Source organism: Bremerella alba, from assembly GCF_013618625.1.
In the GTDB taxonomy this organism is placed as follows: domain Bacteria; phylum Planctomycetota; class Planctomycetia; order Pirellulales; family Pirellulaceae; genus Bremerella; species Bremerella alba.
On the sequence record NZ_JABRWO010000004.1, the window covers coordinates 417795 to 431322 of the forward strand.

The 13528-nt window shown below is 54.7% G+C and carries 10 protein-coding genes; 4 read left to right on the plus strand and 6 right to left on the minus strand.

The features are described from left to right. The first annotated feature begins 55 nt into the window (after positions 1-55). The gene (locus HOV93_RS09470) at positions 56-1222 is read left to right on the plus strand and encodes an FG-GAP repeat domain-containing protein (RefSeq protein ID WP_207396241.1); all 1167 of its coding nucleotides are present in this window, start codon (positions 56-58) and stop codon (positions 1220-1222) included. Here HOV93_RS09470 and HOV93_RS09475 read toward each other — a convergent pair. From HOV93_RS09475 to HOV93_RS09485, 3 genes are read right to left on the minus strand one after another with little or no spacing between them, the layout of a single operon-like run. Further along, positions 1219-4224, minus strand: a complete 3006-nt coding sequence (locus HOV93_RS09475; protein WP_207396242.1) for an LptA/OstA family protein — start codon at positions 4222-4224, stop codon at positions 1219-1221. The two genes, HOV93_RS09470 and HOV93_RS09475, sit on opposite strands and share 4 nt — an antisense overlap. A gap of 15 nt (positions 4225-4239) precedes the next feature. After that, positions 4240-4755, minus strand: a complete 516-nt coding sequence (locus HOV93_RS09480; protein WP_207396243.1) for a KdsC family phosphatase — start codon at positions 4753-4755, stop codon at positions 4240-4242. After that, positions 4756-5838, minus strand: coding sequence for a KpsF/GutQ family sugar-phosphate isomerase (locus HOV93_RS09485; RefSeq protein WP_207396244.1), 1083 nt, complete (start codon positions 5836-5838; stop codon positions 4756-4758). Positions 5839-6224: 386 nt separating this feature from the next. On the opposite strand from HOV93_RS09485, the gene HOV93_RS09490 reads away from it, so the two are divergent. After that, positions 6225-8105 (plus strand): protein kinase domain-containing protein, encoded by a 1881-nt coding sequence (locus HOV93_RS09490; protein WP_207396245.1) that lies wholly within the window; start codon positions 6225-6227, stop codon positions 8103-8105. Positions 8106-8374: 269 nt separating this feature from the next. Continuing rightward, positions 8375-9526, plus strand: coding sequence for a GNAT family N-acetyltransferase (locus HOV93_RS09495; RefSeq protein ID WP_207396246.1), 1152 nt, complete (start codon positions 8375-8377; stop codon positions 9524-9526). Here HOV93_RS09495 and HOV93_RS09500 read toward each other — a convergent pair. After that, entirely contained in the window at positions 9523-9663 is a 141-nt protein-coding gene (locus tag HOV93_RS09500) for a hypothetical protein (RefSeq protein ID WP_207396247.1), read from the minus strand. The genes HOV93_RS09495 and HOV93_RS09500 overlap by 4 nt on opposite strands. Before the next feature lie 61 nt (positions 9664-9724). Between HOV93_RS09500 and HOV93_RS09505 the strand changes: the two genes are divergently transcribed. Further along, positions 9725-10030, plus strand: a complete 306-nt coding sequence (locus HOV93_RS09505) for a DUF7674 family protein (RefSeq protein ID WP_449243541.1) — start codon at positions 9725-9727, stop codon at positions 10028-10030. A 285-nt stretch (positions 10031-10315) separates the two neighbouring features. Here the strand turns inward: HOV93_RS09505 and HOV93_RS09510 are convergent, their stop codons facing one another. Together HOV93_RS09510 and HOV93_RS09515 are read right to left on the minus strand one after the other, a co-directional pair. After that, on the minus strand, positions 10316-11584 hold the full coding sequence (locus HOV93_RS09510) for a DUF1501 domain-containing protein (protein WP_207396249.1): 1269 nt from the start codon (positions 11582-11584) through the stop codon (positions 10316-10318). Between the two features lie 77 nt (positions 11585-11661). Beyond that, positions 11662-13332: a DUF1549 domain-containing protein gene (locus HOV93_RS09515; protein WP_207396250.1), complete on the minus strand. Its 1671-nt coding sequence runs from the start codon at positions 13330-13332 to the stop codon at positions 11662-11664. Positions 13333-13528 lie beyond the last annotated feature (196 nt).

A 13528-nucleotide genomic window follows, 5' to 3' on the forward strand; every position in this document is an offset into this window, starting at 1 on the left:
GTACTGTGCAAGTCTTGCCGGCTATCCATCTTGCCTTCTTCTTCGAGGTCTCATCATGCTTGCTCTGCGCTGCACTGCGGTTGCCATCGTGTTGTCACTTTTGGGAACCCTAAGCGCGGCCGAGCCGTGGCAACGACACACGATCGATAACACATCGCGCGGCGCCGACGGTGTCCGACCTCTCGACGTGAATGGCGATGGCCTTCCCGATTTGTGTACCGGATGGGAAGAAGGGGGCGTGATCCGCGTCTATTTGCATCCCGGCCAAGCGAAGGTGAAACAACCATGGCCTGCAGTAACCGTCGGCAAAGTGAAAAGCCCTGAAGATGCCGTCTTTATGGATGTCAACGGCGATGGAGCATTCGATGTAGTCTCTTCCTGTGAGGGGCGGCAGCAAACGATCTTCGTCCACTTCGCGCCGTCAAAACCAGAAGACTATCTCACACCGACTGCCTGGAAAACCGAACCAATCGCAACCTCCGAAAAGCAAACCCGCTGGATGTTCGCGCTACCCTGGCAGGGCGAGCCGGGGAAGACACTCGAACTTATCGCTGGCTCGAAAGCACCCAATGGCGCCGTAGGTCGTTTCAGTCGTGACGATGCCGGTGCGTGGAATTGGCAGAAGCTGACCGATGCCGGCTGGATCATGTCTCTCGTGCCGGAAGACATGAATCGAGATGGCCATGCAGATCTTCTGTACAGCGATCGCAAAGGGAAACGGCGCGGCGTCTATTGGATCGACCTGGCGAGCGATCCGCGATCCACAGCCCCCAAACTCATTGGTGGTGCGGCCCACGAAGTGCTGTTCCTCGACGTTGCCGACCTCGATCAAGATGAGCAACGCGATGTGGTATGTGCGACCTATGGCGATACGCTTCTATGGTTTCGGCGCAAGGAAGCCGCCCCGGTCTTCGAGCAAATCGAAATCCCTATGCCGGCAAACACCGGCACCGGTAAGTCCGTGCGGGTTGTCGACGTGAATCTTGATGGGCAAAACGATCTCGTGATCAGTTGCGGAAACGCCGGCAAGAAACATGGCGTGATGTGGATGCACAAGAGAGAAGGGGAGTGGGTCGCCCAGCCAATCAGCGGACTAGAGGAAGGAATCAAGTTTGACTTGCTGCAGCTGATCGACCTCGACGGAGACGGCGACCTGGATGTGCTTACCTGTGAAGAACGCGATAATCTGGGCGTTATCTGGTATGAAAACCCTACCCGCTAACGTAGTCCGGGGATTTTCGGAATGTTGAAGTCGTTCGATTTAACGCCTGATACGTCGATCGATTTCCCGTCATCGATTTGAAACTTTCTGGTTTCCGGCCAGTATTGAATCTTGCCGGCCTTGAGCGTCTGTCGCGATCCACCGATCCGCTGCTGGTGGATCAATTGCGCCGCGTTGCGACCATTGCCCGTCATCGTCAGCAGGTGCTTTTCGGTTGAATAGCTAATGCGATCGGCCCAGGCACTGAACATCTTTCCTTGAACTTCACTGTTGCCCATCGCCAAGATTTCGCCCCCACTCAGGCCCGACTGCTTATCGTGCTGCACGACGGTCAGTTGATCGCAACGAAGGGTGACATCCGTAGCGTTCATTGCGACAGGGTTCTGCAAGTCAATCTCGTCTTCCCATGATTTCACCGGGCCATAGTAAGCACGATCGACCTTGTGGAACGTCACCTCTTTACGATGCACATTGCCGCTGACGTGACTGACAAAGTCGACACGCAAAAACGTCAACTGCTTCTCATCGGCAGGCTTGAGCGGGGCCGGCTGTCCTGGGATTTGCGCATTGGGGCTTCCCATCATGACCGTCTTGGCTGTGCCAGGACCTTGGGCCTGGATATCGCCGGTCTCTTGGTTGATGGCCAGCGTCTTGCCCTCGAACTGATCGACCGATTTGACGACGCCCAATTCGACGTTGCGATTGTAAAGCTGTACGCCTCCGGAACATTCCACACGTTTAGCGCTCAATGACTTGTTTTGCCCCGTATCGGTAAAACTGATCGGTCGATTCAATGTGATCGTCATGCGAGCCGTGTTCAGTTCGCTTTGGCGACCTTGGATTTTGACGGCTCGATCAAAGGTAATCTGATCGTGCTGCGCTTCGAGACTACCTTGCCACTGCACATTGAAAAACTCTGGCACCGCCAGTTTTCGCCCCTGGAAATCACGGTCCAAAGGAAACTCAAGAGTGCCAGCACCCTCGGTCCAGATTCGCCCTTGCAGTTGATTCACGCGTAGTCGACCACTCCGCATGACCAGTCCTCGTCCCGAGACTGTCGCCGGTTCGCCGGTCACGTGAATCTCGGCGTTGCTGTCTGCCGCGTTAAGCAGCTGTACCACGTTGCCACGGACCATGAAGGGATCGATCAGGCCTTCCCCTTCCGGCATTTCGGCCATTTGCACTTCTCCGGAAATCTGAGCCGAATCGAGATACGATTTCTGATCATCAAAGCGAACAACCAACTGAATGGTTTCGCCCGAGAGACGAAACCGTGTGGGCTTCTCTTCGGGAGATTGCGACTGAGATGGCTGTGGCTGCCGAGATCCATTATTCGCCGGTGCCCCCGGTGCTGGTCCCATCGGAAGTTTGCCAGGCTCGTTGCCTTGGGCAACCTGAGGCTGGTCGAATTGAAACCATGTTTTTATTTCGTTCGTGCGTCCTACAAGCTGAGGTGTATCGATCGAGATTCGTCCAATTCCGTGCAGCCGACTAGGGATGAGCTTTTGTTTCTTTTCGCCCGAAGGGGTTACGTCCTGCAGGAAGACAAACAACTTATCTCCAGAGATTTGTCCCTTGTTGCCGCCGGAGACCGTCGCGTTGCCTTCGACGGCAACGGCATACTCACCCTGTTGAGGTTCAATACGAAACTGATCTCGCCAAGCCAAACGACTGACTTCGCTGGGATCTTGATCGTTCAGATTTCCCGTAAAGACGCCTGGTCCGGCCGACCACACTCGCCCCAAGTGACTGGGATTGTCCCCCAGTTCGTACATGAGATGAGGCGACTCGCAGCGGTATTGATCCTTAGTAAGGACGGCATTGGGGCTCCCTTTAACCTCGATCCGCTTCTGAATGAGGTCATAGATCAACTGGCCTCCTTCTGCATTCGCCGAAACACTGGCAGCCGACAAGCGAAACGGATTTCCGACCGCCACGAGTCGCTGCATTTTCAGCTTAGCCGTTTTTGCATCGGATTCGCCTTCTTGACTGACTGCCGCTGTTTGCTCAGTGGGTTCTTTGTCGGGGTCTTCTTTCTGGAAGTGAACCTCTAAGAGGTCAGCTTCCAATTGATCGGTCACCCCAGAAGCGACCAGGCGGCGCACATGCACTTGATCGCGGAAGGTCGCCACGCGGTGCGCGCCATCGAACACAAATGCCCCAAGGCAGCGGATCTCGACAGGAGCGGAAGCATACATCTGACTCGATTTTTCGCGTACGCCAGGCATCTCGGCCGCGTTGCCCAGCAGCCCCCGACCTTCTGTCGAAAGCACGATCCGGTCGACATGGACTAACTCGAGAACGGAAAGCCCGGAAATATTCGGTCCCTTCTGCTGGCCACGATTGGGGCCTTCCTCGAACTGGGCGATCAAATGACGTCCGCTTCCCTGGTGTTTCCCCATTTGGAACTGGACGTCTCTTTTAGTTTCGATCCGGTTGGATGCCAACATGACGTCCGAGGTAAGCACGTTCAATGGCTCGTGCTGCCCATCGGCGCTCTTACGTGTGATCTGCACATTACCCAGCAACTGACCGCCAACTAGGTCACCAATCTTGCCGAACGTCAGGTTTAATTCCGAGAACTGTAGAATGGCTTTTTCCGCATTGAGCACGACCACCGGTCGATCCCACTTGTCGTGCTCCTGGTCGCTCTCGAAAGCAATGATCGTCAGCGGTTCTAGCTCTAAGCGATTCTCGCCCACTTCGCGAAAGTCTTTCATCAAGAGCATGATATTGTTGCTCTCAAGAACTTTCGTCGAACCCAGTTGCCAGCTCCGCGGGGAAAAGTAGAGTGCCAGCTTTTGTTTTTGCTGGCCGAGAAAGTCGACCGTCGGGACGGCCGTATTGTCGCTCTCTTTGATCGTTGGCTCGATCCACTGCACGAACGTCATCTGATAGCCGACGGCGATGGCCACCATCACTCCAAACACGATCCCCACAAGCATTGCTTGTCCGATGAGCGTAGGAGGTTGCCAGGTGTCTTGCTGTATGGCTGCCGTCAAGGTTCGTTTCCGTACTTAATAAGTGTGGATGATGTCGTTCCAGACTTTTTTCGCTTTGAGGATGACCTCAATCACTTCGCGAATCGCGCCTTTACCGCCAGGTGTCTTGGTGACGTAGTCGGCTGCGTCCTTCACCTCTTCCACCGCATCAGCAACCGCAATCCCCAGGCCTGCCAGACGGATTGCCCCGAGATCGATCAAGTCGTCTCCTACGTAAGCCAGTTGCTCCGGCTTGAGGTCAAACCTCTTGAGCACCTCTTGGGCTACGGTCGCTTTGTCTTGAATGCCCTGCCGGACAATGTCCATGTTCAACTCTTGAGCCCGAAGCCGTACGACCTGCGAATTACGGCCCGTGATCAAGCCACATTTGAAGCCGGCCTGACGCCACAGCTTGAAGCCCAGACCGTCCCGAATGTGGAACTGCTTCGACTCGACGCCTTCGTTGTTCAAAATAACGCCGCCATCGGTCAGCACCCCGTCAACATCGGTCAAGAGGATCTCGATCCCCTGGCATTGCTGTTCCAAATTCATCTACGCCCCTCGCTCGTCTTGGTTCGGATAACGAATTTTTAGAGTGGGCCTGACAATTGGCTCTTCTGCTGCGTCGCTGGGAACCTGACCCACCACATCCGTCACATCCAACATACCAAGTGGACGCCCCTGGGCATCGACCACCGGCATTTCGCTAATTTTTTCGTTCGCCAGGCGATGCAGGGCCGCTTGAAAGCGTGTGCCTGCTACGGTCGTCTTAGGATGAGTCGTCATGACGGTGGCGATCGAAGCATTGATATCAACCATGCCATCCCGCTCGAACAAGCGTGCCAGATCGCTGTCGGTGAAGATCCCGGACAACCGCCCTTCGGCATCGGTCAACATAATAGCCCCGGTTCGACGACCCTGAACACGAACCTTCCGAAAGACATCCCGAATCGAAAACTGATCGGATGCTACGCGGCATTGATCCAGAGGACGCATCTTTTCTTCCACCAGCGCCAACTTGCGTCCCAGACTTCCGCCGGGGTGATAGCGGGCAAAGTCTTCCTGGCGAAATCCGCGATGCTCGCTCACCGTAATGGCCAACGCATCTCCTAACGCAAGCATGGCCGCCGTGCTTGCGGTCGGAGCCAGATTGAGCGGACACGCTTCGGTTATGCCCCCGAGTTCCAACACCACAGAGGCCGCTTTGCCGAGTGTATTTTCCGCCGATGAGGTCATCGCGATGAGCGTCGCACCGAGTCCTCGCAGAATCGGCAGCAGCCGGATGATTTCTTCTGTTTCGCCACTTTGCGAAAGCATGAGCACAATGTCGCGTTCACTCACGCGGCCAAGATCGCCGTGAATCGCTTCCGCCGGATGCAGAAAATGACTACGCGTCCCGGTCGATGCCAATGTTGCGGCAAGCTTGGTCCCGACGTGGCCTGCTTTGCCGATCCCGCTGACGATCACGTCGCCGTGACAGTTTAAGATCATCTCGACAGCGCTGGCAAAACGATCGTCGAGCGACTGGGCAACGCGCAGCATCACGTCGGCTTCATGCCGAATAGCGGCTTGTCCTTGCTCGATCCAGCGGGCACGAGGCGTGGCGATTTCACCCTTAGCAATGGGAGAACTCATGACGCGTGTCTTCCTTGACTTGGCCATTGATACCGGGGCCTGAGTATACGGAGCGCACCCAGGCAGGGCGATTCTACGGATTTTCTTGAAATGCCTCAACAGAAACCGGACTGGACGAATTCGCCTCATTTTGAGACAAGAAGTCTCAGATCGACAGCATGTTATTCATATTAGTCAAGTTAGATACGAAATATTTTGCGGTAAGAAGTATAGTGACTGTAATGGCTTATATCGAGTTACACAGTAATCGGGGCAATTTGTTCGAATCTGGCTTGGGGTTTGCAGTGTTAAACCTTTTGGCAGAAGAGGCGAACTACTCGCTGTCCGCGCGCGTCGAATAGATTGCGACCCCCCTCGCATGCCTAACCGATTTGAGGGAACGATCGATGATAGAGCTATCCAAGTTAGGTCCGTTTGCCCTGGAAAACCGCCTCGGCAAGGACCCCAATAGCCATGTTTTCCATGGCTTTCATCTCAAGCAAAAACGCCAAGCAGTCGTTTGCATCCTGCCCGAACGATATGCCGAGAATCCTCGTGCGCGACGACGACTTGAAAATCGTAGTCGCCAGTTAATGAAATTGACCCACCCGAACATCGTCCGCTATCACGGGGCGGGGATTGATCAGGGGGTTCCGTTCTTCGCGCTCGATTACGTCGACGGCATCAATCTGCAGCAGTATCTAGAACAACATGGTCCCCTTCCTTGGGAAACGGTCGTCGAGATTGGCCTGCAGGTATGTGCCGCGTTGGCGGCCGCGCATCACATGAACATCCATCACTTGGATGTTCGCCCAGCCCATGTGTTGCTTTCCGGTGCAGGTCTGACCGATCCACGCCAGCCTTTGACCGTCCAACTGACCAGCTTCTGGGCCGATCCACGCTGGCGGCGTTCTTCGCTGCTGCTTCTTCCGAAAGACCGACAACAATATCTTTCGCCAGAGCAGTTTGAGGATCCCCAGTATGTTGACGATGCCACCGATATCTTCTCGCTGGGGTGCGTCTTCTACGAGATGATCACCGGCAAGCTGCCGTTCAACCCGCTTGCGTCCGGCGACGAGCGTTGGAAACTGCCAGAGCGGCCGGCCTCGCTCGAACTGGACTGCCCGGTGTGGCTCGACCGAGTCATCATGCGGATGATCGAGGTCATGCCCGATCGTCGCCCTCCGGATATCGATTCAGTCGCGGCCGGGCTACGCGAATCACAGGACGCGGTCGCGCGCGGCATGAGCGCGATCGAACATGCGTTGGTCGGCAACAACGGACGCGAAAGCATCATCGATATCGGTATCGACCGGAGCGAAGCCGAGAAACTGATGCACAAACCCTCGTATTACGAACGGGGTTCGTTCTTCAACAGCCGAATCTTCCTTGGGCTGGCGTTGATCCTCATCATCGGTGCACTTGTTTGGCTGCTTCGTCCGCTCAACGATGCTCAACTATACGCACGCGCCGAACCCATGATGCTTACCGACGACACTACCAAGTGGCGTGATGCCGAGAACAACTACATTCAGCCCCTCTTGGATCGTTATCCCGACAGCGAATATGCAGACGAGGCGCAGAATTGGCTCAACATGATTCAAATGGAAAGAGCCGAAGCTCGCCTGGCGATCAGCTTGCGAATGGGTCGTGAATTTCGCAGCGATGCCGAACGCCGACTGGCCAATGCCCGGGGCTTGGAAGAGGGTGGTAATTACCTGGGGGCATGGCATCAGTACGACATGATCCTGGAAGAACTTCCAGAGACGTTAGATAACCGGCCCTACCATTTGATCTCGAAACGAGAGATCAATCGGCTGCAGCACAAGCGTATTACCGGTAAGGTTCAGAACTCGTCGATCAACGACTTCGTTCTTCAGGCCGAAGAGTCGATTCTCTCTGGCGACGTCCGAGAGGGTCGTGAGATCTTCCGTCGGATCGTCTCGTTGTATCAAGAGTCGCCTGACGGAGCAGGGGCGGTTGAGCTCGCAAAAAGCGTGCTCGCGAAACCGATCTCGATGTCTGCCGTAAAAGAAGCAAACTCGGCCAAGCAGAAAGTTGCGCAAGCAACGGACCTGCAGCAGGAAGTACGCAAACCGGAGATGACCCCGACAGATGCTCCGGCAGACGCGGGACCATCGACGGCTGCACCGGTAACCACTCCGACCGAAGAAGCGGCAACGCCCACAAGCGAGCTAGACCTCTCGGAAATCGCCTCGCCCCAAGCTGGCCCGCTTGATGAAGCATCGCCAGTGAAACGAGCGCCACTCTTCCCGGTGAGTCCGTAACTTGCCTGGCGATTAAACCGAGTTTTGAACGTCCGTCAGCTATTAGTAATTCCCAGGCAAAGGCCTGTCGAAGCATGTTTTCGACAGGCCTTTGCATTTTTAATGGTTGTAGCGATCTTAACGCCAATGCTCTCTCTCTGAGGTGGGGATAACCCCAACCATCTGGCAGCCCCGATTCGTTTCGCGGCATAAGGTTTCAAGTGAGCCAAATTACGTTCCCTATTCGGAGCGTTTGCCGCTATTCGCCCCCCGGTTAGGACAGAGCTGGAATGCTTCGCGTTTTGGAAATCAACGAATCCCAGGATCTTTCCTACGTTCGATCCAATTGGCATCGGCTATGGGAATCGACGCCGGGAGCGACATTCTTCCAAACGCTTGAGTGGTTACAAATCTACTGGAAGCATTTCGGTGAAGGGAAACAACTTCGCGTCTTGCTGGTCCTCGAAGGACAATGCTTGGTCGGAGTGGTCCCCCTGGTCGTTGTCAAAGAGCCGACGCGTCTGGGCAAAGTGAACGTCTTAACCTACCCGCTTGCCGACTGGGGTACCCATTTCAGCGTTCTAGCCGAAAACCCTCAGCTGACGCTGCGTCGGGCTCTACAGCACATTCAAGAGCAGCCGCGTGACTGGGACATGATCGATCTCCGCTGGCTGGCCGAAGAGGACATGGAAGTCAACTTGACCAGCGACGCAATGGCCGATGCCGGCTACTCTCCTAACCCAGGCGTTTGGAAGGAAACCGTCTTCATCGATTTTGAAGGGACCTGGGATGATTACCTGCGTTCGCGAAGCCCTAAGATGCGTAGTGATATTCGCCGGAAACTTAACAAGTTTGATTCGACTGGCCGCGTTCACTTAGAACGATATCGCCCACAGGGAAAAGCAGCAAACGATTGCGATCCTCGCTGGGACCTTTACTCACAGGCCACAACGATTGCAGAAAAGAGCTGGCAAGGACACTCGACAACGGGAACTACGATCTCCCATCGACATATTCGCCGTTACATCAAAGACTGTCATGTCGCCGCGACCGAACTAGGCATGCTTGATCTAGCCATGCTCTATCTCGACGGCAAGCCGATCGGCTTCTGTTACAACTATTGCTCAGACGGTCACATTTTCGGGTTACGTCGTGGCGATGCCCCCGAAGCTCGCGAGCTTGGACTCGGCACGACCCTGACAGCCATCCTTATCCGCGACAGCTTTCAGCGAGCCGACAAGTCGCTCGACATGGGACCAGGCTCGTTTGAAGCCAAGCGACGTTGGATGACACGGATCGCGACGGTTGGGCGCATGACCCACTACCCGATGCTAGCACCGCGTGCCCAGATTCTTCGCCTGAAGCATTGGTGGCAGTCATGTCGCGACCGCAAGACGGGTCGCTTACGAACGGCCCTGGAAGGGAAACAATCGCCCGTCTAGTCACCGAACTTACAGGCGATCCAGAGAGATACCTCAAGGTCAGCACCGCCGACAAGCGTCTCACGCCAGAACATGACCAAATCGCCAAGCACCCATCCTTGGCATTCGCTCGATTTACCACCGAGTTCATTCGCCATGATCACTGGGGCAGAAGCCGTTCATCGCATTGAGACACTCTTTCCGTAACTATACGACCAGCTGCACGATGACATCTGGGAAGGATTACTACATCTTCAAGTTGCCGAGTTCAGTCGGTTGGTTCAATCCTTCATCGATCAGCACAAGCGGCACGAGTTCGATTCAGCCTGCCAGCTTTTTATGGAACTGTTTCAGCAGGGAAGCCCGGAACTGATGAACGCCTTATACGTTTCATTCCTCGAAAATATCACATTCAAGGACGATACGACGAGTCGCCGCTGGGCCTACGATCGGATGCCGCCGATGATGCAAACGGCGTATGAAGAAATGGAATCGCACAATCGACGAATCCATGGGGGAGAATAGGTTGTGCTATCAGAGGCTAGTTAACCTCTAAATGATTTGCCTGCAAATCATTTAAGACTTATTCAACCCAAGAAACGAAACACGGCCGAAAGTCTTTACTACCACGAGGTAATCAGGGGCTTTCGACCGTCGCGCTTCGTTGGTTTATATGCCTGACAATTTAATTCTCGTCGGGCGTTTCCCTCCAGAGTTAAAACTCTGTCAGGTTCTTTTTGCTTGGCTAATAAGGAGTTCGCAGTGAGGCTTCCAAATTGTTCCCGCACTGCGAAAAATATTTCGCCTTTTTTAGGCGATCAATTCCTTGATGATCTTACCGCCATTGGCGATCTTCATCGGACGTCCGCTCTTACTGGTGAAGGTCGTATCGAGCGAGATACCCATCGCACGGCAAACGGTCGCCATCAGGTCTTCCGAGCTGTACGGTTCGGTTTCAACCCGCGTACCGTCCGAGCTGGTTTCACCAACGGCGAGACCACCGTTGATACCACCACCACCGACCACGGTGCTCCAACTGCGAGCCCAGTGATCGCGACCGGTGTTACCGTTGATGCGTGGAGTACGGCTAAATTCGCCCATCCACACAATCGTGGTGCTTTCCAGCAGACCACGTTGCTTCAGGTCGGTAACCAGGGCACTCATCGCACGGTCGAGAACCGGCAGCTTGTTGTCGGACAACGTGTTGAAGATGTTCTGATGGTTATCCCAACCACCCAGATCGACTTCGATGAACGGAACGCCAGCTTCCACCAGGCGGCGAGCCAGTAAGCAACCACGGCCGAAGCCATCGTTACCATAAAGCTCCTTCATTTCTTCGGGTTCTTCCATGACCTTGAAGGCCTTCATCTGATCGCTGGTCATCAGCTTGACGGTCTTGTCCAGGATCTTGGCGTGATCCATGGCAGCCGGACCGCGGTTCTGATTGACGAAGCCACCTTCGATCAAACGCAGCATTTCCAGGCGGCTTTGCAGGGTTTCATCCCCCCAGCCTTTCATGCCCAGGTTGCGAACCTGACCACTACTGCTGACGGTGAACGGAGCCCACGACATACCCAGGAAGCCTGGGCCGACGCTACCACCACCAACCGAAACGAACGGTGGGATTTCCAGTTCGTTGTGATCGCTGGCCAATTCGTGGGCAATCACCGAACCGTAGCTAGGGTGCTCGATGTTGGGATTAGGCACATAACCGGTATGCATGTAGTAACGGCCACGACCATGATCCGCTTCGCGGGTGCTCATCGAGCGAACGACCGAGAGGTTGTCCATGACCTGAGCGGTCTTGGGCATGTGCTCGCTGATCTGCAGATCACCCTTGGTGCTCATGGGGCGGAAAGGACCACCGGTGTTGGTACCTGGCTTAAGATCCCAGATATCCATTGTGCTCGGACCACCACCCATCCAAAGCATGATGCAGCTCTTGCCACGCTTCTTCAGGTCTTGTGCGTTGGCCTGAATGGCACTCCCCATCATCATCGAAGGAGCGATCATTGCCGATGCGCCGGCCATGTGCGACATGAAGTGGCGTCGGGTCATCCCCTGTGGAGCAAAACTCATAATAAAGTGTTCCTTACTTGATGTGCCCGACGACTCGGGCCAGCGGTGTGATTACTGGTTGAGAGTACGTCGACAGATTAGTGATTTAAAATGAACTCGTTGCTGTTCAAGAGAGCCCAGAAGACATCTTGCATGGCCTTGGCCATGTCTCCCTTGTGAACACCAATGAGGAAGTTTGCGGCTTGCAACTCGTTACGCGTGGGGCGTCTGGCAACCGTCGCCATGTACAGGTGATTGATTGCTTCCTTCCCATCGCGACCTTCCGCCGCCATGCGGTGGATAAAGCTACCAGGCTTCGTGCTGACAGCGTCCATGACCAAGTCGCCATTGAACATCATGAGAGCTTGCGGAATGGTGCCGTTGAACGTCGTCGCTTCGTCCCCTTCGTCGGTGCCGAATGCGGTGACGAACTGCTGCATCCATTCGCTCTTCTTCTTTTCCTGAGCTTCGTAGTTGCCGCGAGTCTTATGAGCTTCGGTCGCAACTAACAACGATTCGTACAACTGTTCGGCCTGCATCTGACGCAGGTAGAAGTGGCTGAACTTCGGTGGTTCACCCACCGTCGGATCGTCCAGGGCATTCCCCTTGGTGATCTTACTAGAAAGCCCGTAAGCTTCGCTCAGCGTAATCCAACGGATCAGATCCTTCAGATTAAAACTGTTGTTCCGGACTTCCTCACCCAAAAAGGCGACCAGTTCAGGATGGGTCGGACGGTTGTGCGGTCCCATGTCATCGACAGGCTTGGTGAAGCCATAGCCGAGGAAGTGTCCCCAGTAACGGTTAGCAACCGCTTCCGGCAGACTCTCGGAGTCGATCATGAACTTCGCGAGTTCATCACGTCGATTGACTTCTGCAACACGGCCACTAGTCGGAATCTTCTGACCATCTAAAAACTCTGGATAGGCCACCTTCAATAGACCATTACGCAGTTCGTAATAAATCTCGGCGTTGTTGATGTTGCGGCCTTCACCCATGAAGTCGACATCGTTGAGCGTCATCGCTCGCATGTTATCGTTGCCACCGGTGGGCATCTCACCGCGTCGGGCACGCGTTTGACGGAAGAAGGCGTTCATGTTCCAGAACTTTTCCTGCTTCCATTCGTTAAATGGATGGTTATGGCACTGGGTACACTGAACCTGCATACCGAGAAAAATCTGGGCGGTCTTGGCCGTCGCCTGGACGCCGTCTTCTTCCAGCTTGTCCATATAGAAGTTGACAGCCCCGTTGAAGTTGGGCATGCCCGGCGTGTTGGCACCGGTGGCCGTCACTAGTTCTTTGACCATTTGGTCGTACGGCTTATTACGGGCAAAGCTATCGCGTAGATACTTCTGCATGCCGGGACGGCTGATCTGCGAGTTGTTGTCGGTACCGCCGTTACGGCCAATCAGCGTGTTGGTCCACACGGTGGTCCAGTTGCGGGCATATTCTTCGGTGTACTGCTCGTCGAAGAGAATCTTGTCGACAAGATTCTTCTTTTTGTCCTTGCCGCGATCTCGCTGAAACTCGTTCAGCTCGTCGACCGAAGGAACACGGCCCAGCACGTCGAGAAACAGGCGCCGGGCCCAAACAGAGTCGATCTCGTCCGGCGATGGCGAAATTCCGTAGTCTTCCCAACCGAGACGAATCTTCTCGTTGATCGTGGCAACCTGAGGGATGCCATAATCTTCCGATTTATCAGCGGCGCTCAAACCCGCAGTAACTGCGAGCATCAAGCCGAAAGTAACGGGAATAACTTGCCAGCGCGACATGGAAATACCTCTCTGCGACAAAAAATGGACGGCGAAAAGCTCTCGTGCGTAACGAGTTAGGTCTGTCCATCGTGAGCTACTATCCTGACATAACATTGCGATCATGTCGTAACTCACCCTGGATAAACGTGCTTGTACTATGAATGTACTCGTTGATTTTCCGGATTCGGTGGGATTTCTGCGAGTTTTTCCCGCG

Bases quoted from the DNA above. Each gene is read 5' to 3' on its own strand.
- HOV93_RS09485 (WP_207396244.1), bottom strand. From the start codon at position 5,838: ATGAGTTCTCCCATTGCTAAGGGTGAAATCGCCACGCCTCGTGCCCGC.
- HOV93_RS09470 (WP_207396241.1), top strand. From the start codon at position 56: ATGCTTGCTCTGCGCTGCACTGCGGTTGCCATCGTGTTGTCACTTTTG.
- HOV93_RS09490 (WP_207396245.1), top strand. From the start codon at position 6,225: ATGATAGAGCTATCCAAGTTAGGTCCGTTTGCCCTGGAAAACCGCCTC.
- HOV93_RS09500 (WP_207396247.1), bottom strand. From the start codon at position 9,663: ATGGCGAATGAACTCGGTGGTAAATCGAGCGAATGCCAAGGATGGGTG.
- HOV93_RS09510 (WP_207396249.1), bottom strand. From the start codon at position 11,584: ATGAGTTTTGCTCCACAGGGGATGACCCGACGCCACTTCATGTCGCAC.
- HOV93_RS09480 (WP_207396243.1), bottom strand. From the start codon at position 4,755: ATGAATTTGGAACAGCAATGCCAGGGGATCGAGATCCTCTTGACCGAT.
- HOV93_RS09495 (WP_207396246.1), top strand. From the start codon at position 8,375: ATGCTTCGCGTTTTGGAAATCAACGAATCCCAGGATCTTTCCTACGTT.
- HOV93_RS09515 (WP_207396250.1), bottom strand. From the start codon at position 13,332: ATGTCGCGCTGGCAAGTTATTCCCGTTACTTTCGGCTTGATGCTCGCA.